The organism is Streptomyces sp. NPDC001544 (assembly GCF_042894285.1).
Taxonomy (GTDB): Bacteria; Actinomycetota; Actinomycetes; order Streptomycetales; family Streptomycetaceae; genus Streptomyces.
In genome coordinates this window covers 50,057-68,241 of record NZ_JBIAVN010000012.1, presented here as the reverse complement: position 1 = coordinate 68,241, position 18,185 = coordinate 50,057, and the positions used below count along the sequence as shown (strand labels likewise).

At 70.2% G+C, this 18,185-nt stretch carries 16 protein-coding genes and 1 pseudogene; 7 read left to right on the top strand and 10 right to left on the bottom strand.

The window, feature by feature from the left end; translation table 11 throughout:
- Window positions 1-30: 30 nt before the first annotated feature.
- The 6 genes and pseudogenes from ACFY0F_RS27135 to ACFY0F_RS27110 all read left to right on the top strand — a co-directional run.
- Window positions 31-1,206: an FAD-dependent oxidoreductase gene (locus ACFY0F_RS27135; RefSeq protein ID WP_388799460.1), complete on the top strand. Its 1,176-nt coding sequence runs from the start codon at window positions 31-33 to the stop codon at window positions 1,204-1,206.
- A complete protein-coding gene (locus ACFY0F_RS27130; RefSeq protein WP_388799457.1) occupies window positions 1,203-2,213 on the top strand; it encodes an amidohydrolase family protein in 1,011 nt (336 codons plus the stop codon). The genes ACFY0F_RS27135 and ACFY0F_RS27130 overlap by 4 nt, the downstream gene beginning before the upstream one ends.
- Before the next feature lie 10 nt (window positions 2,214-2,223).
- Window positions 2,224-3,162, top strand: coding sequence for a VOC family protein (locus tag ACFY0F_RS27125; protein ID WP_388799454.1), 939 nt, complete (start codon window positions 2,224-2,226; stop codon window positions 3,160-3,162).
- A 58-nt stretch (window positions 3,163-3,220) separates the two neighbouring features.
- Window positions 3,221-4,192 (top strand): fumarylacetoacetate hydrolase family protein, encoded by a 972-nt coding sequence (locus ACFY0F_RS27120; RefSeq protein ID WP_388799451.1) that lies wholly within the window; start codon window positions 3,221-3,223, stop codon window positions 4,190-4,192.
- The gene (locus ACFY0F_RS27115) at window positions 4,189-4,938 is read left to right on the top strand and encodes an SDR family NAD(P)-dependent oxidoreductase (protein ID WP_388799448.1); all 750 of its coding nucleotides are present in this window, start codon (window positions 4,189-4,191) and stop codon (window positions 4,936-4,938) included. Before ACFY0F_RS27120 ends, ACFY0F_RS27115 begins: the two co-directional genes overlap by 4 nt.
- A gap of 44 nt (window positions 4,939-4,982) precedes the next feature.
- A pseudogene (locus ACFY0F_RS27110) lies at window positions 4,983-5,171 on the top strand (CoA-transferase); the annotation flags it as partial.
- Between the two features lie 110 nt (window positions 5,172-5,281).
- Here ACFY0F_RS27110 and ACFY0F_RS27105 read toward each other — a convergent pair.
- The 4 genes from ACFY0F_RS27105 to ACFY0F_RS27090 all read right to left on the bottom strand — a co-directional run bounded on the left by ACFY0F_RS27105 (window position 5,282) and on the right by ACFY0F_RS27090 (window position 9,949).
- The gene (locus tag ACFY0F_RS27105) at window positions 5,282-6,718 is read right to left on the bottom strand and encodes an endo-1,4-beta-xylanase (protein ID WP_388799445.1); all 1,437 of its coding nucleotides are present in this window, start codon (window positions 6,716-6,718) and stop codon (window positions 5,282-5,284) included.
- A gap of 676 nt (window positions 6,719-7,394) precedes the next feature.
- Window positions 7,395-7,568 (bottom strand): hypothetical protein, encoded by a 174-nt coding sequence (locus ACFY0F_RS27100; RefSeq protein WP_388799442.1) that lies wholly within the window; start codon window positions 7,566-7,568, stop codon window positions 7,395-7,397.
- A 241-nt stretch (window positions 7,569-7,809) separates the two neighbouring features.
- Window positions 7,810-8,928 carry a fatty acid desaturase family protein gene (locus tag ACFY0F_RS27095; RefSeq protein ID WP_388799439.1) on the bottom strand — a complete coding sequence of 373 codons (1,119 nt, stop codon included), beginning with the start codon at window positions 8,926-8,928 and terminating at the stop codon, window positions 7,810-7,812.
- A gap of 7 nt (window positions 8,929-8,935) precedes the next feature.
- Window positions 8,936-9,949 carry a ferredoxin reductase gene (locus ACFY0F_RS27090; RefSeq protein ID WP_388799436.1) on the bottom strand — a complete coding sequence of 338 codons (1,014 nt, stop codon included), beginning with the start codon at window positions 9,947-9,949 and terminating at the stop codon, window positions 8,936-8,938.
- Window positions 9,950-10,081: 132 nt separating this feature from the next.
- Here ACFY0F_RS27090 and ACFY0F_RS27085 point away from each other — a divergent pair, with 132 nt between their 5' ends.
- Window positions 10,082-11,221, top strand: coding sequence for a PucR family transcriptional regulator (locus tag ACFY0F_RS27085; protein WP_388799433.1), 1,140 nt, complete (start codon window positions 10,082-10,084; stop codon window positions 11,219-11,221).
- Window positions 11,222-11,318: 97 nt separating this feature from the next.
- On the opposite strand, the gene ACFY0F_RS27080 is transcribed toward ACFY0F_RS27085, so the two are convergent.
- From ACFY0F_RS27080 to ACFY0F_RS27055, 6 genes are all read right to left on the bottom strand, one after another.
- Window positions 11,319-12,020, bottom strand: coding sequence for a hypothetical protein (locus ACFY0F_RS27080; protein WP_388799430.1), 702 nt, complete (start codon window positions 12,018-12,020; stop codon window positions 11,319-11,321).
- Between the two features lie 72 nt (window positions 12,021-12,092).
- Window positions 12,093-12,440 (bottom strand): DoxX family protein, encoded by a 348-nt coding sequence (locus tag ACFY0F_RS27075; protein ID WP_388799427.1) that lies wholly within the window; start codon window positions 12,438-12,440, stop codon window positions 12,093-12,095.
- Window positions 12,437-14,470, bottom strand: a complete 2,034-nt coding sequence (locus tag ACFY0F_RS27070; protein ID WP_388799424.1) for an acetoacetate--CoA ligase — start codon at window positions 14,468-14,470, stop codon at window positions 12,437-12,439. The genes ACFY0F_RS27075 and ACFY0F_RS27070 overlap by 4 nt, the downstream gene beginning before the upstream one ends.
- A 16-nt stretch (window positions 14,471-14,486) precedes the next feature.
- Window positions 14,487-16,094 (bottom strand): bifunctional 3-(3-hydroxy-phenyl)propionate/3-hydroxycinnamic acid hydroxylase, encoded by a 1,608-nt coding sequence (locus tag ACFY0F_RS27065; protein ID WP_388799421.1) that lies wholly within the window; start codon window positions 16,092-16,094, stop codon window positions 14,487-14,489.
- Entirely contained in the window at window positions 16,091-17,029 is a 939-nt protein-coding gene (locus ACFY0F_RS27060; RefSeq protein WP_388799418.1) for a fumarylacetoacetate hydrolase family protein, read from the bottom strand. Before ACFY0F_RS27060 ends, ACFY0F_RS27065 begins: the two co-directional genes overlap by 4 nt.
- Window positions 17,026-18,171: a VOC family protein gene (locus ACFY0F_RS27055; RefSeq protein WP_388799415.1), complete on the bottom strand. Its 1,146-nt coding sequence runs from the start codon at window positions 18,169-18,171 to the stop codon at window positions 17,026-17,028. Before ACFY0F_RS27055 ends, ACFY0F_RS27060 begins: the two co-directional genes overlap by 4 nt.
- Window positions 18,172-18,185 lie beyond the last annotated feature (14 nt).

Here is an 18,185-nt window from a genome sequence, read left to right as displayed (position 1 = left end):
CGCGGCCCCACCCCGGGAGGAATCCCCGACATGGCTGACAGCCGCACTCTCTCCCAGCCTCCGGCCGGGGGCACACCCACCGTCCTGGTCATCGGCGGGGGCGCCTCGGGCAACGCCGTCACCATCCTGCTGCGCCGCGCCGGCATCGCCGTCGACCTGATCGAGGCCAAGCCGGACTGGAACGCCACCACCGGCTCCGGCATCACCCTCCAGGGCAACGCCCTGCGGGTCCTGCGCGAACTGGGCGTGTGGGAACGGGTGGAAGCCTCCGGATACGCCTTCGGCTCGCTGGGCGTGACCACCCCCGACGGCACCGTCCTGTTCGTCGCCGAGGACATCCGGACCGGCGGCGAGGACCTGCCCGCCACCCTCGGCATGCAGCGCCCCCGGCTGCAGCAGATCCTCATCGACACGGTCGGCGCCTCCGGCGCCGGCGTTCGCCTCGGCATCACCGCCGAAGCGCTGGAGCAGGACACCGACGGCGTGTCGGTGCGCTTCAGCGACGGCAGCGAGCGCCGCTACGACCTGGTGATCGGCGCCGACGGAGTCAACTCCGCCACCCGCGCCGCGATCGGCATCACGGACAAACCCGAGCCGACCGGCATGGCCATCTGGCGCATCGCCGCCCCGCGGCCCGCGAGCGTGACGCGCACCGACCTCGCCTACGGCGGCCCCGCCTACATCGCCGGCTACTGCCCCACCAGCGAAAACACCATCTACGCGTACGTCGTCGAAGGGTGCCGCGACCGCGCCTCCATCGACCCGGCCACCTACGCCGACGAGATGCGCCGTCTGGCGCAGAGCTACGGCGGGGTCTGGCCGGAGATCACCGAGCACATCACCGACCCGAAGAAGGTCAACTACACCTGGTTCGACCGCCTGCTGGTCGAGGGCTCCTGGCACCGGGGCCGCATCGTGCTCATCGGCGACGCCGCCCACTGCTGCCCGCCCACCATGGCCCAGGGCGCGGCCATGTCCCTGGAGGACGCCCTCGTCCTCGCCGAGCTGCTCAGCGAGGCCGTGGCCGACGGCCGGGACTGGGACGACGAGCTGCTCCTTGCCTACCACGACCGCCGCATTCCCCGGGTGCGCACCGTCGTCGAAGCGTCCATGCAGATCGGCCAGTGGCAGCTGGACGGTGTGCGCGACGCCGACATCGCCGGGCTGGTCGGCCGCACCATGAGCCTCCTCAAGGAGCGCCCGTGACCACCACCGCATCCTCCGCGCCGACCATCGACGTCCACGCCCACCTCCTGCTCCCGGAGGTCGAGGAGGCCGTCGCCGGTCATCCCGGTCTCGCCGAGGCCCACGCCCTCGACGCGCGCCGCAACGGCCCGGCGGCCCTGGCAGTGAACGGTCCGATGGTCGGCGCGCGCGTGCCGAAGCTGACGGACGCCGCGGTGCGCCTGACGGCCATGGACGCGCAGGGCGTGGACATCCAGCTGGTCAGCCCCTCGCCCTCCCACTACCACTACTGGGCCGAGCCACAACTGGCCGAAAAGGTCTGCCGACTGGCCAACGAGGGCACCGCCGCACACTGTGCGAAGGCTCCCGACCGCCTGCACGGCCTGGGCCTGGTCCCGCTCCAGCATTCCGACCTCGTGGTCGGCCTGCTCGACCACGCCCTGGACCAGGGGCTGAGGGGCGTGGAGATCTCCTCGCACGCGCCTGGCCGCGAACTGTCGGACCCGGCGTACGAAGCCTTCTGGTCCCGTGCGGAGGAGACGGGCGCCCTGGTCTTCCTGCACCCGTTCGGCTGCTCCCTCGACGAGCGCCTGGACCAGTGGTACCTGTCCAACACCGTCGGCCAGCCCACCGAGAACGCGGTCGCTCTCTCCCACCTGATCTTCTCCGGTGTCCTGGACCGGCACCCGGGCCTGAAGCTGATAGCCGCGCACGGCGGCGGCTACCTGCCCACCCACATCGGCCGCTCCGACCACGCCTGGCGGGTCCGTCCCGATGCCCGGGACTGTGAGCGGGAACCGAGCAGCTATCTGAAGCAGCTGTACTTCGACTCCCTTGTCCACGACCCTCAGGTGCTGCGGGAGTTGCTGCGAGCGGTCGGGCCGGGGCGGGTCCTGCTCGGCTCCGACTTCCCCTTCGACATGGGCACCGACGACCCGCTGGGCGCGCTGCGCGCCGCGGACCTGCCCGACACCGACTTCCACTCTGTCCGCGGCGGAAACGCCGCCGCTCTGCTCGACCTCGTCTGAGGAGCCCCCCATGAACAACCGCCTGCTCACTCACCTCCGGCACGTCGACCTCGCCGTGCCGGACTACGACAAGCAACTCCACTTCTACGCCGGAGTCTGGGGCCTGACCAAGGTCGTCGAGGACTCCGGAATCTCCTTCCTGGCCGCCGAGGGCAGCCCGGAGCAGTACGTCGTCCGGCTGCGCAAGGCCGAGGAGAAGCGTCTCGACCTCGTGTCCTACGGTGCCGCGAGCGCCGCCGACGTGGACACGCTCGCCGAGCAACTCCTGGCGGGCAGGGTGCAGTTGATCTCCCAGCCGGGCAAGGTCGAGACGCCCGGCGGCGGTTACGGCTTCCGCTTCTTCGACGTCGACGGGCGCACTATCGAGGTGTCGGCGGACGTCGAGGTGCGGCAGCACCGCAAGATCGAGGAGAAGGAGTCGATCCCGGTCAAGCTGTCGCACGTCGTCCTCAACTCGCCGGATCTGGACAAGACCAAGGCGTGGTACGAGGAGCACCTCGGCTTCCGGCTGTCCGACACGCTCGGCCATCCGCACATCGGCGACGTCATGCACTTCATGCGGATCAGCAACCAGCACCACTCCATGGCCATCGCCAAGGGCCCGCACACCTCGCTGCACCACATCTCCTTCGAGATGCGCGGCATCGACGAGTACATGCGCGGCTCGGGCCGTGTGATGCGGGCCGGCTTCAAGAAGATCTGGGGGCCGGGCCGTCACATGGCGGGGGACAACACCTTCACCTACTTCCTCGACCCGCATGGCAACACGGTGGAGTACACGACGGAGCTGGAGCTGCTGGACGAGGACACCTGGCACCCGCACGTCTACGACTTCTCGCAGCCCGAGGTCACCGACCAGTGGGGCACCGCCAACCCCATGAACGAGCTGGTCACCAAGGAGTCCTTCAACGATGTCGACCGCGGCGTGTTCGTCGCTCCGCCGGTCTGATCCGCAAGACCCCCCGGCCTCAGTGCCCCCTCACGCCGACAGTCGACAGGAAACCGCCATGCGTTTCGCCGCGTACGAGTACCGCAACCGACGCCACGTGGCCGTCGTCGCACAGGACGGCACGCTCCACCCCCTGCCCGGCGTCAGCTCACTGACCGGCCTGCTCGCCGAGGGCGGCGGCCTGCCCGAACTGCTCGACGCGGGCTCCGCGACCCTCGACGTCCCGGCCGGCCCCCACGTCTGCGACGTACGACTGCTGGCGCCGCTCCAGCCGCCCACCGTGCGGGACTTCGTCACCTTCGAGGAACACGTCGAGGGCGTACGGCGGTCCGTGGACGGGGCTGCCGGGGTACCGGAGCGGTGGTACGCGGCCCCGACGTTCTACTTCGGCAACCCCTACGCCATGTACGGGCCGCACGACGACATCCCCATGCCGCCCGGCTCGACCGTGCTCGACTTCGAACTCGAAGTGGCCGCCGTGATCGGCAAGGAGGGCCGCGACCTCACGCCCGAGCAGGCCCGCGACCACATCGTCGGCTACACCGTCCTCAACGACTGGTCGGCACGGGACCTGCAGTCCGCCGAGATGAAGGTCGGCCTCGGCCCCTGCAAGGGCAAGGACACCGCCACCACGCTGGGTCCTTACCTGGTCACCGCCGACGAGCTGGGGAAGTACCGCGACGCGGACGGCTTCCTGCGCCTGGCGCTCACCGCCGAGATCAACGGCGAGGTCGTGGGCAAGGATCTGCTGTCCAACATGAGCTGGACCTTCGAGGAGATGGCCGCCTACGCCTCACGCGGCACCGTCGTCCGCCCCGGCGACGTCCTCGGTTCCGGGACCTGCGGAAACGGCGGCTGCCTCGCCGAGCTGTGGGGTGTACGGGGCGAGCAGTCCCCGCCTCCCCTGAAGCCCGGCGACACGGTCACCCTCACCGTCGAGGGCATCGGCTCCGTCTCCAACACCGTGGTGGCCGGCCCGGACCCCATGACCGTTCCCGTCGCCCGACGCCGCTCCCGGGAACGGCCGTGACCGACCTCTCCCCCAAGCGGCTGATCGGCAAGGTCGTCGTGGTCACCGGCGCCGCCCGCGGCCAGGGCGCCGCACAGGCCGAGGCGCTGACCCGAGAAGGTGCCCGGGTGATCGCCACCGACGTGACGGAGACCCCCGGTTGCCGCCGCCTCGACGTCACCAGCGAGCAGGACTGGGCCGAACTCGCCGCCGAACTGGGGGAGTCGTACGGACAGATACACGGCCTGGTCAACAACGCCGGCATCACCTGGCGGGCCCGGATCGACGACGTACGCCCCGAGGACATGGCCCGGGTCCATGCGGTCAACGTCACCGGCCCGCTGCTGGGCATCCAGCACCTTGGCCCGCTGATGGCACCCGGCTCCTCGATCGTGAACGTCGGCTCGTCCGCGGCGCTCACCGGCCACTACCCGGTCGCCTACACGGCCAGCAAGTGGGCGCTGCGCGGCCTGTCGCGGACCGCCGCCATGGAACTGGGGCCCCGTGGCATCCGCGTGAACATCGTCCACCCCGGCTTCATCGAAACGGACATGACCGCCTCCGCGGCGCCCGGCTTCCGAGAGGCGAACGTCCGCGAGACACCGCTCGGCCGGACCGGAACCGTCGACGAGATCACCCCGCTCGTCGTCTTCCTTCTCTCCGACGAGGCGTCCTTCATCACGGGGGCCGAGATCCCGGTCGACGGCGGACTCACCGCGCACGGCGGCGCCAAGTCGATCTCCGACGCCCTGCGCGCGGACGCCTGAACCGGCGACCACGCAGGACAGCCACGACAGAAAGGCCCTCTCTCATGGACAAGGTCCGCGCGAGCGCCGCCGAGGCGGTCGCCGACATCCCCGACGGCGCGTCGCTGGCCGTCGGCGGCTTCGGCCTCAGCGGCATCCCCAGCGTGCTCATCCAGGCACTCCACGCCCAGGGCACCACCGGCCTGGAGGTCGTGTCGAACAACTGCGGCGTGGACGGGCGCGGACTGGGAGTCCGGGCGAACCGACCGACGTGATGGCGAGGGTCGCCGCCATCGAGGCGGCGACCCGGGATCGGCGACGATGTCCTCCCGGAGGGGTGGGAGAAGCCGTGTGGCAGGTACGCTCAGCTGCGGGTCCAGCGTTGGTTGTCGCCGTTCGAGCACGAGTAGAGCTGGATCAGGGTGCCGTTGGCGGTGCCGCCTGAGACGGCGTCGAGGCACAGTCCGGACTGGACGCCGACGATGGATCCGTCGGAGTTGAGGCGCCATTTCTGGTTGTCGCCGCCCCAGCAGCTGTAGATCTGGACTTTGGAGCCGTTGCCGGTGCCGGCGGCGTCAAGGCATTTGTCGCCGTAGACCCTGAGCTCGTTGGCGTCGGTGTACGTCCACTGCTGGTTGGTACCGCTGTGACAGTCCCACAGCTGGAGCTGTGTGCCGTCGGTGGTGCCGGCGCCGGGCACGTCCAGGCAACGGCCCGAACCGACCCCCTTGATCTGTCCGCCGTTCGCAGGGGGCGGCGTCGTGGAGCCGCCGCCGTTCAGTGCGTCGAGGACGGCGGTGTAGGCAGGCTTCTTGCTGCCGTTGCCGTTGAACAGCAGTGGTGTGTCCCCCGATCGCCAGGAGTCGGTGTCGCGCACACCCCAGACGGTGATGCCGAGGCAGCGCGGGACGGCCAGGCAGTCGTTGGTCACGTTGGCGTAGGTGGTGGACGAGGCGCCCTGGATGTCGAGTTCGGTGATGGCCACGTCCACGCCGAGGGCGGCGAAGTTCTGCAGTGTGGTGCGGAAGTTGCTGTTGTAGGGGCTTCCGCTGTTGAAGTGCGACTGGAACCCGACGCAGTCGATCGGCACGCCACGCTGCTTGAAGTCCCTGACCATGTTGTACACGCCCTGGGTCTTGGCCCAGGTCCAGTTCTCGATGTTGTAGTCGTTGTAGCAGAGCTTGGCCGCCGGGTCGGCGGCGCGCGCGGTGCGGAAGGCGACCTCGATCCAGTCGTTGCCCGTGCGTTGCAGGTTGGAGTCTCGTCGGCCTCCCGAATTGCCGTCGGCGAAGGCCTCGTTGACGACGTCCCACTGGGCGATCTTGCCCTTGTAGTGGCCCATCACGCCGTTGATGTGGTCGATCATCGCCTGCCGCAGTGAGCTGCCGCTGAGGCTCTGCATCCAGCCGGGCTGCTGGGAGTGCCAGGCCAGCGTGTGGCCGCGCACCCGCTTGCCGTGCTGCACCGCCCAGTTGTAGACGCGGTCACCGGCGCTGAAGTTGAACTGGCCCCGCTGCGGTTCCGTGGCGTCGATCTTCATCTCGTTCTCGGCCGTCACCATGTTGAACTCACGGTCCGCGATCGAGGTGTACGCCGAGTCGCCCAGCCTGCCCGAGGCGATGGCGGTGCCGAAGTAGCGGCCGCTCTGTGCCGCCGCGGCGCCGAGCGTGTTCTCCGCGGCGTGTGCGGTCGGCGGTGCGACCAGTGCGGTGACCACACCGAGGACGCCGACGACCAGGGCCAGCAGCAGGCCGTGGATCTTCCGGCGGATAACGGATCTGGGAAGGGCGTGCGAGCCCATGACTGTGCCTCCGGGGTAGACATCACGGATGGACCGAAGCGCGGGGATTGCGCCGTCCGCTCCCGTTCGGCAGTCGGACGGGGCGGGCCGGACGTACGGCGAGCGGCGGTGTTCCACGTCTCGGGGTGCGAAGCTCACCGTTCTGATACGGGGTGGCGCAGGTGACATGGTGCGCGGATCTGTCGTGCAGCTGATTCGGGATCTGGAATCAGGGCCGGTTCTCAGACAGGGATATTGAGGTGGTGACCGTGGATCGTCAATACTCCCCGCAGAAGAAATTTCCGATTGACATACGAAACTTTCGGAATCGCCAAGCGGCGGTGATCCCCTGGTGCGGCCATCGGCGGAGCGCGGCGGGTTGGGCCGAGATCGGGGCGGACTGCGGGCGCTGATTACTCAGTGCCACGGACGTCGTGGGCGGAGTCGGGTGCGCGTCCGTACCGCCCGCCCGTCGCTCCGCTCCGGGGTCGAGCGGCGTGCAACGAGCCGTTCTCCGGCATGGCGCGTGCTGTCCGGGGTGGGGGAGCGCGAAAGGTTTCGGCGTCGACGCCGATACATGCGAGAGGGGCGGAGGCCGCTCACCCTCTCTTGCCGGTCGGACCGATCGACTGCTCGCGCTCGTCCTGACCGGACGTGACCTGACTGCTTGTCAGCTTGTGCTGGACGGTAGGTGCACTCACGGGGGCCGGCTCCGCGGGAACGCCTTCTCCAGCGGCATCCGCTCGATCATCGGGCGCACGCCCGCGGTGACGGGGAAGGTGATGGCTTCATCCGTCTCGCGCGGGCTGCCGGTCAGGTGCCCGGCGAGAACGTGACCGTTCATGACCAGCCGGGCCGCCGTGGCGGTCACGGAGCCCTCGTCGACACCGACGAGAGCGAGCTGGACGGCGAGGTGGCGGCCCAGACCGCCGAGCCCTTCTCACGCGAGGGTGGCCGGCGGTGAACAGGGCGATGTCCTCGACGCCGGACGCCAGGATGGTGACGCGGGCCGGCGGGGCGAACCGGTCGCGGTCGCCCACCGTCCGCTGCGGACCCCACCGCATCCGGCGGTGCCGCCGGTACCGCCGAAGGATCTGAACCCGTACCGGGAATCAGGCGGCGACGAGCTCCCGCTCACGGTCGGGCATGTGGACCTCGGGCTTCTTGTTCGGCAGCGAGAGCCGGAAGACCTTGCGCCACGCGGAGAACACCTGCTTGGGCAGCGGCCCGGTGACGTACTCCAGCTCATACTTCTCGAACAGGGCACGCACCTTCACCGCGACCTCGGCGTACCGGTTGCTCGGCAGGTCCGGGAACAGGTGGTGCTCGATCTGGTGCGACAGATTGCCGGTCATGAAGTGCATGGCCCTGCTGCCGCTGATGTTCGCCGAGCCCATCATCTGGCGCAGGTACCACTGGCCGCGCGTCTCGTCCTCGATCGACCGGCGCTCGAAGACCTGTACGCCCTCGGGGAAGTGCCCGCACATGATCACCGAGTGGGACCAGATGTTGCGGACCAGGTTCGCGGTGAACGTGGCGGCCAGCGTGGTGAGGAACGACGGGCCCGACAGCAGTGGGTGGATCACGTAGTCCTTGAGTACCTGCTTGCGGATCTTGCGGCCCACGGCCTTGGCCCGCGCGCGGAACTCCGGGTTCTTGCGGCGGCGCTTGTTCAGGTTCTTGCCGAGCTCCAGGTCGTACGCCGCGATGCCGTACTCGAAGAAGCAGGCGTTGATGAAGTTCCACAGCGGCTGGCCGAGGTGGACCGGGTGCCACGGCTGGTCCTCGTCGACGCGCATGATGCCGTAGCCGAGGTCGTTGTCCTTGCCGATCACGTTGGTGTACGTGTGGTGCAGCTCGTTGTGCGAGTGCTTCCACTGGTCGGCCGGCGAGACGTGATCCCATTCCCAGGTGGTGGAGTGGATCTTCGGGTCCCGCATCCAGTCCCACTGGCCGTGCAGGATGTTGTGACCGATCTCCATGTTGTCCATGATCTTCGCCACGGACAGGCCGGCGGTGCCGAGCAGCCACGCCGGCGGGAAGATCGAGAACAGCAGTACGCCCCTGCTGACCAGCTCAAGCTTGCGCTGCGCCGAGATGACCTTACGGATGTAGGCGGCGTCTTTCTCTCCGCGGCCGGCGATCACCTCGTCGCGGATCGCGTCCAGCTCGCGACCGAGTTCCTCGATCTGATCCGCGGTCAGGTGGGCGGTGGGGTCGATGGCGGTCAAAGTGCTCCTACCGTTCGATGTCACAGGGTCCCGCAGCGGCGGAAACGCAGGTCTGGATGAGGACGCCCGGCTCGGCCTCGGTGGTCTCGCCGGTGCGCAGGTCGCGGACGGCGCCCGCCTTGAGCGGCGTGACGCAGCCGAAGCAGATGCCCATGCGGCACCCGGAGGGCATGAGCACGCCGGCCTCCTCGCCGACTTCCAGCAGCGGCGTGGCGCCATCCGCGTCGACGGTCCTGCCGGTGGCGCTGAACGTGACCTCGCCGCCGCCGTCGCCTGCGACGACGATGCCGGGGCGGAAGCGTTCGGTGTGCAGGCGTTCTTGGACGCCGTGCTCGCTCCAGTGCCCTTCGGCGGCGTCGAGCAGGCCCGCGGGCCCGCAGGCCCAGGTCTCGCGTTCGGCCCAGTCGGGCACGAGGTCGTCGAGACGGGCGATGTCGAGCATGCCGTCTGTGGCGGTGTGCACCTCGGTGAGCCGCAGCTTCTTGGCCGCGACCAGGTCGTGCAGTTCGTTGCGGAAGATCACGTCCTGCGGCTGTGGCGCGCAGTGGACCATGACGGCGTCGTCGAACTCGGTGTCGCGCAGCATGCCCATCACGGGCGTGATGCCGCTGCCGGCTGTCAGGTAGAGCACCTTGGCGGGCTTGGCCCGCGGCAGCACGAAGTCACCGGTCGCCTGGTCGAGCTGGATCAACGTGCCCGGTTTCACCTTGCGGACCAGGTGGTTGCTGACCTTGCCGTCCGGGATCGCCTTCACGGTGATCGTGAGGCGGCCGTCCTGACGGTTCGTCGGCGAGGTGAGGGAGTAGGCACGCCACAGGCGCACCCCGTCGACGTCGACGCCGATCCGCACGTACTGACCGGCTGTGTGGCCGCGCCAGCCCCGTCCCGGCCTGATCACGACAGTCGCGGCGTCACCCGTCTCGGGGTGCACGGCCTCGATGCGCCCCCGCAGGTCAGCGCCCGCACGCAGTGGGCTGACCAGGTCGAGGTAGTCCGACGGCAGCAACGGCGTCGTGACCATCTCCAGTAGTTTCCACGCCCTACTGCGGAGGGCTGCACTAGTCATCACTCCAGCTTGCTGCCCCTCGAGGCGTAAAGTCCTGACCGCAGGACGTAAATCTGGCCGACTGAATTGTTCGCAGGGAACAAAGACATGAGTCATGCAATCCGGAGGGCCAGCGAACTGAACCTGGATGAGACGACGGTCACCGCACTGAGGGCCGCGCTGAAGACCACCGCCGACGAGGTCGTCCAGGCGATCATCGACGAGGTCCCTCCCTACGCCAACGCCCTGTCGGGCCACATGGGCGCCACCATCCGCCGAGCCGTCCGCACCGCGCTGGGGCACTACCTGGACCTCGCGAGCGGTAACGCCACGGGCGGCGACGCCGGTGACGCGGCCTACGAGCTGGGCCGTGGCGAGGTACGCGACGGCCGTTCGATGGACGCCCTGCTCAGCGCCTACCGCGTCGGCGCCCGCGTGGCCTGGCGATGCCTGGCAGCTGGTGCCGTACCCGCGGGTCTGCCCGCCGCCGAGGTCGCCAAGTTCGCCGAGCTGACCTTCGCCTACATCGACGAGCTCTCCGCCGCGAGCGCCGCGGGCCACGCCGACGAACTGGCCGCCCGGGGCAGGGCCCACGAACGCCACCTGGAACACCTGGCCCGCGACCTCCTCGCCGGCGCGAGCCCGGACGCGCTGCTGGCCTCCGCCCAACGGGCCGGGTGGCAGCCCCCGGTTTCGCTGACCGCGGTCCTGCTGCCCGCCGCCCAGGCCCGGCCCGCCTACCGCACGCTCGACCCGGGCACCCTCGTCCTCGACGATCTGCCGGACGCCACCGGTGTGCTGCTCGTGCCCGATGCCGACCGATCCCATCTCTTGCGGCAGCTGACCGACCGCACCGCCGTGGCCGGCCCGGCCCGGCCGTGGACTCGTGCGTCCGCCTCGTACGCACGAGCGGTACGCGCGCGTTCCCTCTCCCCTGATATTCGCGACACCGAGGACCACCTGCCCGAGCTGGTGCTGAGCGCCGACGCAGAGGCGTTCGCAGACCTGCGTGCCCGAGCCCTCGCACCGTTGCGGACCTTGCCTGTCGCGACCGCACGGCGGTTGGAGGAGACGTTGCGGGCGTGGCTGCTGCACCAGGGCAGGCGGGACGAGGTGGCGGCGGCGTTGTTCGTCCATCCCCAGACGGTCCGGTACCGGATGTCGCAGCTGCGGGAGCTGTTTCCGGATCTCGCATCGCCACACCGGGTCCTCGAACTGACGCTGGCGGTCGGTCTCCGGGTGAGTTGACGCGTACCTCGACCGTCCCGAACTCGCGGCGGATCCGCGCCACCTGCGCGGGGACGCCCGCGAGTACGGCGCCCCCGTGCCGATGCGGGACTCCGCATCAGCCGCTGGTGTCGGCGTCGCCGTCATCAGACGGATCCCCCTGTCTCCTGCGGCCCGGCGGGGAGCCGTCTCCGTGCTCTTCCAGCAGTTCGACGAGCGCGGCGTCCGCTCTTTTCTGGTCTTCCTTCGTCAGCTCGAGCGGTGCGTTGTTGTAAACGGTGTAGCGATCTGGATCGATGATGTTGGCGGCCCTCAAGCTGAACGTCAGCAGGGGGTGCCAACCCCTGCGGTGGCCGACCCGCACCTGTATCTGAGCCTTGTAGTCACGGGCCTCCGGAAGGAATCCGGAAAACGGTGCCTCGAACTCGAGGAAGAGCTGTTGCGCTTCTCTGCCGAGCACGACGAACCCCGCCGGCAGCTTCGCCTCCTCGTCCGGCCCCGGTTGGAGCCGGGACGGGGAGGACACCCACAGGAGTGGCAGATGAGAGGCCGGCTCATCAGGGAAGGTCAGGATGAGGTCCTGCACGACGATCGGTTTGGGACCGGTGTTGTGCAGGACCAGCGGCAGTCGTAGGCGTGCCGTGGAACCGTGGACGATCGCCGCGAAGGAATGAGGTTCCCACGCCTGCAGGCGTCCCTGTCGGGCGTTGAGCCACCAGAACGACGCGACGGTGAAGAGCAGTGCGCAGGCTGATACCACACTGGCGCCGGTAAGCGATGAGGACGCGCTCTCACCCGCCGCGACCATCAGCGGAACCACAGATTCAGTCTGCCAGCCCCGCCGTGGGCTCGCTAACAGGACGAGTGGCCGCCGACGGTCTCCCAGAACGGGTCAGGGGCCGGCGAGGAGTACGAGATACCAGGCGACCAAAGCGGCACATGTCACCGCGGGGAGGAGTCTGGTCAGCCCGTCGCCCTTGCGTACGTGCGTGGTCACGGCACCGGCGAGCAGCATCAGCAGCCCGATACCGGCCAGGCCGCCACACAGCGGTACGACCGGGCCGAGGGCCACGCCGATGGCGCCCGCCAGCTCCAGCCCGCCGATGACCCGGTAGGCCGCGGTGGTGAAGCCGGCGTGGGCGGCCAGCTCGGGCATCGGACCCAGGGCCAGAATCTTGGCCGCGCCCAGCAGCGCGAAGATCAGCGCGAGGAGACAGGTAACCGAGGAGGAGAGGATCACGAGGCGCCTTCGGGGGTGTGCGGGCGGCGGGCCTGGCGGCGTTCGGCTCCCAGGCCGGCGAAGTAGGCGATCAGGTCGGGGTTGTCGACTGCGGAGGGGTTGAGGACCTGGTCGGCGCGGACGCCCTGGAGGAGGCGCTTGACGGGGACCTCGAGCTTCTTGCCGGTCTTCGTGTGCGGGATGGCAGGCACGGTGAGGATCTCGTCGGGGACGTGGCGGGGTGAGGCACCGGTGCGGATCGCGTCGCGGATCTTCTCGCACAGGGAATCGTCCAGACCGACCCCGTCGGCGAGGACCACGAAGAGCGGCATCCAGTAACCACCGTCGGGTTCCTCCGCACCGATGACGAGGGCCTCGGCGATCTCAGGGAGGCGTTCGACGATGTCGTGGATGTCGGCGCTGCCCAGGCGCACGCCGTTGCGGTTGAGGGTGGCGTCGGAGCGGCCGTGCACGATCACCGAGCCGTGCGAGGTGAGGGTGATCCAGTCGCCGTGCCGCCACACGCCCGGGTAGGCGCTGAAGTAGGCGTCGCGGTAGCGGCTGCCGTCGGGGTCGTTCCAGAAGTACAGCGGCATGGACGGCATGGGCCGGGTGACGACCAGTTCGCCGACCTGGTCGACGACCGGCCGTCCCGCGCCGTCGTACGCCGCGAGCGCCACGCCGAGGTTGGGGGCCGACAGTTCACCCGCCCACACCGGAGTGGTGGGGGCGCTGCCGGCGAAGCCGGAGACGACGTCCGTGCCGCCGCTGGTGGAGGCCAGCCGGACGCCTGCGCCGACGTGGTCGCGGACCCAGGGGTAGGCGGAGGCGGGCAGGGCGGAGCCGGTGCAGCCGATGACGCGGATCGCCGAAAGGTCGTGCACGGCGGGGTCGACGCCGAGCTTGGCCATGGCCAGCAGGTACTGGGGACTGGTGCCGAAGACGGTGACCTTGTGGCGGGCCGCCAGCTCCCACAGGACGTCCGGGCGCGCCACCGGCGCGGGGCTGCCGTCGTAGGTGCAGGTGGCGGCGCCGGTCAGCAGGGTGGAGACGGCCAGGTTCCACATCATCCAGTGGGTGGTGGTGTACCACAGCAGGCGGTCCCCGACGCCCAGGTCGCAGTGCAGGCCGAGGGTCTTGAGGTGCTCCAGCAGGACCCCTCCGTGACCGTGGACGATGCCCTTGGGCAGCCCGGTGGTGCCGGAGGAGAAGACGATCCACAGCGGGTGGTCGAACGGCACCGGAGTGATGGTGAGGTAGTCGGTGCGGCCGGCCGCGTCCTCCCAGGGAACCGTCGGCCTCGCGGCCCGGGTCGCGGGCCACGCGAGGCCCAGGTGATCCACGAGGACCGTGGCCTTGAGTGTGGGAAGGGCGGCGGCGAGGTCGAGGGAGGCTGCGCGACGGTCGTGACGGGTGCCGTTGAAGAGGTAGCCGTCCGCGGTGATGAGCACCGTGGGTTCGAGCTGGGCGAATCGGTCGGCTGCGGCCTTGGGGGCGTAGTCCTGGCCGCACACGGACCACACCGCGCCCAGGCTGGCGGTGGCGAGGAAGGCGATGACGGCGTGGGGGGTGTTGGGCAGGTAGCCGATCACCCGGTCGCCCTGTCCGACGCCCAGGTCGCGCAGGGTGGCCGCGACGGAGGCGACCTGGGCGCGGAGCTGCCGGCCCGTGATCTCGTAGCCGGCTCCGGTCTCGTCCAGTGCGGTGATCGCGGGGGCGTCCGGGTGCAGGTTGCGCAGTGCGTGGTGGGCGTAGTTGAGGGTGGCGCCGGGGAACCAGCGTGCGCCGGGCATGGCTTCCTCGGCCAGCACCCGCTCGTACGGAGTGGTGGCGTCGATGTCGAAGTACTCCCACACCGCGGCCCAGAATCCTTCCAGGTCCGTGACGGACCAGTGGTGCAGGGCCTGGTAGTCGGTCGGGTCGGGAATCCCTTCGGCGCCCTGGTGCCGGGCGGCCTGGCGGGCGAAGTCCGCGATGCGGCTGCCGGCGGCCGCTTGGGGATCGGGCGGCAGGAAGGGCTCCGGACAGGGCGTGGAGTGCGGGGTGGTCATGGTGTGCTGTTCCTCGTCAGGGTGCGGGCCGCGCTTCGGCGGGGCGGCGGGCCGTGTGCAGCAGGGGAGCCCAGGTGGCGGCGTCGGTGAAGTCGCCGGTGCCGGTGGGGACGGTGTCCATCACGACGCGGTCGGGGCGCAGGAGGACGGCGTCCGCCCGGCCGCGTGACAGCCAGGCGGTCAGCGTGCCGTCGTCGTCCAGGTCGCCTGCATGGATCACGGATGCGCCCAGGGCCGCGGCCACGCCCGTCATGCGTGCCGTGGGCGGCACGGCGGTCAGCACGGCGAAGGAGTCCCCGAGGATGTCGTCCAGGCGCTCTCGCCTGCCGTCGACGATCACCCAGGGTTGTGGGCAGAAGGTACCGGCCAGTGAGCGGCCGGTCAGCCGGGGGCGGCGTCGTACCAGCGGATTGGCGGTCAGTGCGGGACTGAGGTCGCGGCTCACCGCCGCGGTCACACCGGGGATGCGGCAGGCCGCGCCCACCACGGCCCGGCGGATGGCCGCACCGCGGTCCTGCCCGCCGGTCATGGCCCAGCCGACGGCGACCGCGACACGGATCACGTGGCGGGCGTGCGGCTTGCGCTCCTGCTGGTAGGTGTCCAGCAGTCGGTCGCCCGCGCCCTGCTGAAGGACGCGGGCGAGTTTCCAGGTGAGGTTGCGGGCGTCGCGCAGGCCCGCGCACAGGCCCTGCCCGATGAAGGGCGGGGTGAGGTGGGCGGCGTCGCCCAGCAGGAAGACGCGTCCTCGGTGCCATCGGTCGGCGAGGCGGGCCCGGAAGGTGTACCGCGCCTGCCGGATCACCTCGAAGTCGTCGCCCCCGCCCCCGTGGGCAGCGGACGGCAGGTCGACCCAGGGGGCGACCAGCTCGTGCAGCCGTTCCAGCTCTTTCGGGCCGTCCAAGGTCTCACCCTCGGCCAGTCGGAACTCCCAGCGGTAGCGGTCTTCGCCGACTCGCATGAAGGTGGCCGGGCGGGTGGGGCAGCAGATCTGCTCGGCGCCTTCCCAGGTGCGCACCGGGAGGCTCGTGCGCACGTCGATGACCCGCCAGCTCTCCTCGAAGTGCAGGTCCTCCCACACGGCGCCGATGGCGTCGCGGGTGATGCTGCCCGCGCCGTCGCAGCCGAGGACGGCGTCGGCCCACACATGCTCGTCCTCAGCGCTGCCGTCGCGGCGGAAGGTGACCCGGACCGGAGCCGTTCGGTCGGTGTCCTGGCTGACGGACACGACCTCGACCCCGCCTCGCAGCTCGCACTCGGGGCGACGGGCCAGGGCGTCGCGCAGCAGCCGTTCCAGCTCTGGCTGGTCGAACATGCTGGTCTGCGGAAAGCCGTGGTGGCCGTGCAGGGACCGTGGGAACTCGGCGATCACGCGGCGCCGGGCGTCCAGCAGCCGCAACCCGGGCGCCGGCCTGGCGAGAGGGGCGAACTCCTCGTGGACGCCGACGCTCTGCAGGATCCGGCGAACCTCGTCGTCCACGACGACGGCGCGCGGCAGGGGGTAGATGTCCTGGTGGCGTTCGAGGAGCAGGCTGGGCACTCCGTGCCGGGCGAGCAGGAGCGCGGCCGTGACTCCGACGGGCCCCGCACCGATGATCACCACCGGTCGCCGGGACGCGGCGCTCACGTCGCGTCCGCCACAGCGGTCCGCTGCTCGCCCAGGTCGATCCGCCCGTCCGGGGTGGCGATCGAGGCGGTCACGAGGTCACCGTCACGCAGATACCGGGGATTCTTGGCCTGGCCGTTGAAGAACGCCTTCCACTTCAGCGCGGGCGGCAGCAGCGCGGCGATCTTCTCGACCGGCTTGGGCGGGGCCTTCAGGGCGGTGCCGCCGGGCGTACCGGTCAGCAGCAGGTCGCCCGGGTCGAGGGTCTGGAAGCGGGCGAGCACGGTGAGCGCCTGCGCAGGCCGCACGATCATGTCGGCCAGGGTGCGGTCCTGACGCGTTACACCGTTCACCGACAACCGTAGTCGCAGGTCGATCAGACGGTCGAAGTCCTCCGGCTCCAGCAGGGCCAGGTACGGACCCGTCGGCGTGAAGGTCGGGTACGACTTGCTCTCGTAGAACTGCGTCTTGGTCAGCTGCACGTCGCGGGCACTGACGTCGTTGGTGAGGACGAGCCCGGCGACATACGAAGGAAGGTCCTCCTCCTCCACGACTGTGCCCACCGGGAGCGTCGCGCCCATGACGAGGCCGAGTTCGACTTCGTAGTCGAGGAAGTTCACGTGTGCCGGGCGGACGATCGCCTCGTGCGGGCCGCTCACCGAGCCGGACGCCTTGCGGAAGAAGGTGGGCGGTATGTCGCCGGTGAACCCCGAATCCTTTGCGTGGCTGCGGTAGTTGACCATCTGGGCCACCACCCGGCACGGGGTGGTGACCGGGGGCAGCACCACCAGGTCGGCGACGGGCGTGCCCCTCTCGCCGGAGGCGGCGGCCTCCCGTACGGCGTCGCGGTCGGCGAGCAGTTCGGCGGTGGTGACCGCCTCGGTGTCGACACGGACGGCGCGCCCGTCCCGGACGGCCCACCAGCCGTCGGGGGTGCGCAGAACGTTGGTGCTCATGAGCTCATCGCTTTCATCAGGCCCAGCAGGCGTGCGGGGTCGAGTTCGTTGTCGTCGCGCAGGGCCCTCATGACCTCGCGGAGCTTGGCGGGAGAGGGGTTGGTCCCCAGGAAGTCGCGGGTGACGGGCGGGCCCCACTGGGCCAGGCCGCCCGCCGACATCGGTGCCCACCCGGGTTCGAGGTCGCAGGAGAACAGGTCGCCGTCGGCGAAGTGCTCCAGCATGAAGCGGTCGGGGTCGCGCCAGTAGTCGAAGAGCTGGCTGCCCTGGATGTGCCGGCCGATGCCCCAGCTGCGCCGGTAGCCGCGCTCGGCCAGGTACTCCCCGCCGGCGGCGATCGCGTCGAGGTCGGTGACCTGGTAGGCGGAGTGGACGTATCCGCTGCCGGGCCCCAGGTGCAGGGCGAGGGTGTGGTGGTCCACGGGCACGCTGCCCTGGTCGCAGCGGATGAACGCCATGGTCGGCCCGCGCTCGCGCTGCCCGTCCAGGAACAGGAAGTCGGACACGATCATGCCGAGGGTGTCCAGGTACCAGTCCAGGGTGCGGGTGAACAGCCTCGTCTCCAGCACCACGTGGCCGAGGCGCTGGATGCGGGACGGCTCACGGGGCGGGCGCTGGGGGGCGTTCGTACGACGGCCTTCGATGCCGGTGTTGAGGATCAGGGGCTGCTGCCCGGGCAGCGCGGGAAGCGGCTCGGCGCAGTGCACCACCCGGACCGGGAGTCCCGAGGGATCGAACAGGGCGACCGACCGGCCGCCGCCGGGTACGTCGATGTCCCGGACGGTGTTTCCGACGGCGGCGGCGAGCCGGTCCACATCGGTCCGCTCGGCCGCACGGAACGCCGGCCCGATGAACCGGGACGCAACTCCGCGTCGGATGACCATGCAGGGTGGGCCCGCGAACGTGCCGCGCAGCCACAGCTCGTGATCGGTGCGGGCGGCGATCGCGAAGCCGAAGTCACGGGCGAACACCTCGGCCCGGTCCAGGTCCGGCTTCTCGAACTCCAGCCAGGCCAGGTCCACCACCTTGATCACGGGATTCCGGGCTCGTCCGGGGTGTTCACCGCGCAGGGCGCCCTGCTCACTGTGGAGGTCCTGGTGGGGCGTCAGAGGACCGCCCTTGTCAACGGGGATGTGGGACATGGTGTCCTCCAAGC

Excerpts from the sequence above, each read along its gene's own strand:
- ACFY0F_RS27060 (WP_388799418.1), bottom strand. The coding sequence starts at position 17,029 with ATGAGCACCAACGTTCTGCGCACCCCCGACGGCTGGTGGGCCGTCCGG.
- ACFY0F_RS27135 (WP_388799460.1), top strand. The coding sequence starts at position 31 with ATGGCTGACAGCCGCACTCTCTCCCAGCCTCCGGCCGGGGGCACACCC.
- ACFY0F_RS27055 (WP_388799415.1), bottom strand. The coding sequence starts at position 18,171 with ATGTCCCACATCCCCGTTGACAAGGGCGGTCCTCTGACGCCCCACCAG.
- ACFY0F_RS27120 (WP_388799451.1), top strand. The coding sequence starts at position 3,221 with ATGCGTTTCGCCGCGTACGAGTACCGCAACCGACGCCACGTGGCCGTC.
- ACFY0F_RS27090 (WP_388799436.1), bottom strand. The coding sequence starts at position 9,949 with ATGGTCACGACGCCGTTGCTGCCGTCGGACTACCTCGACCTGGTCAGC.
- ACFY0F_RS27125 (WP_388799454.1), top strand. The coding sequence starts at position 2,224 with ATGAACAACCGCCTGCTCACTCACCTCCGGCACGTCGACCTCGCCGTG.
- ACFY0F_RS27085 (WP_388799433.1), top strand. The coding sequence starts at position 10,082 with ATGAGTCATGCAATCCGGAGGGCCAGCGAACTGAACCTGGATGAGACG.
- ACFY0F_RS27070 (WP_388799424.1), bottom strand. The coding sequence starts at position 14,470 with ATGACCACCCCGCACTCCACGCCCTGTCCGGAGCCCTTCCTGCCGCCC.
- ACFY0F_RS27105 (WP_388799445.1), bottom strand. The coding sequence starts at position 6,718 with ATGGGCTCGCACGCCCTTCCCAGATCCGTTATCCGCCGGAAGATCCAC.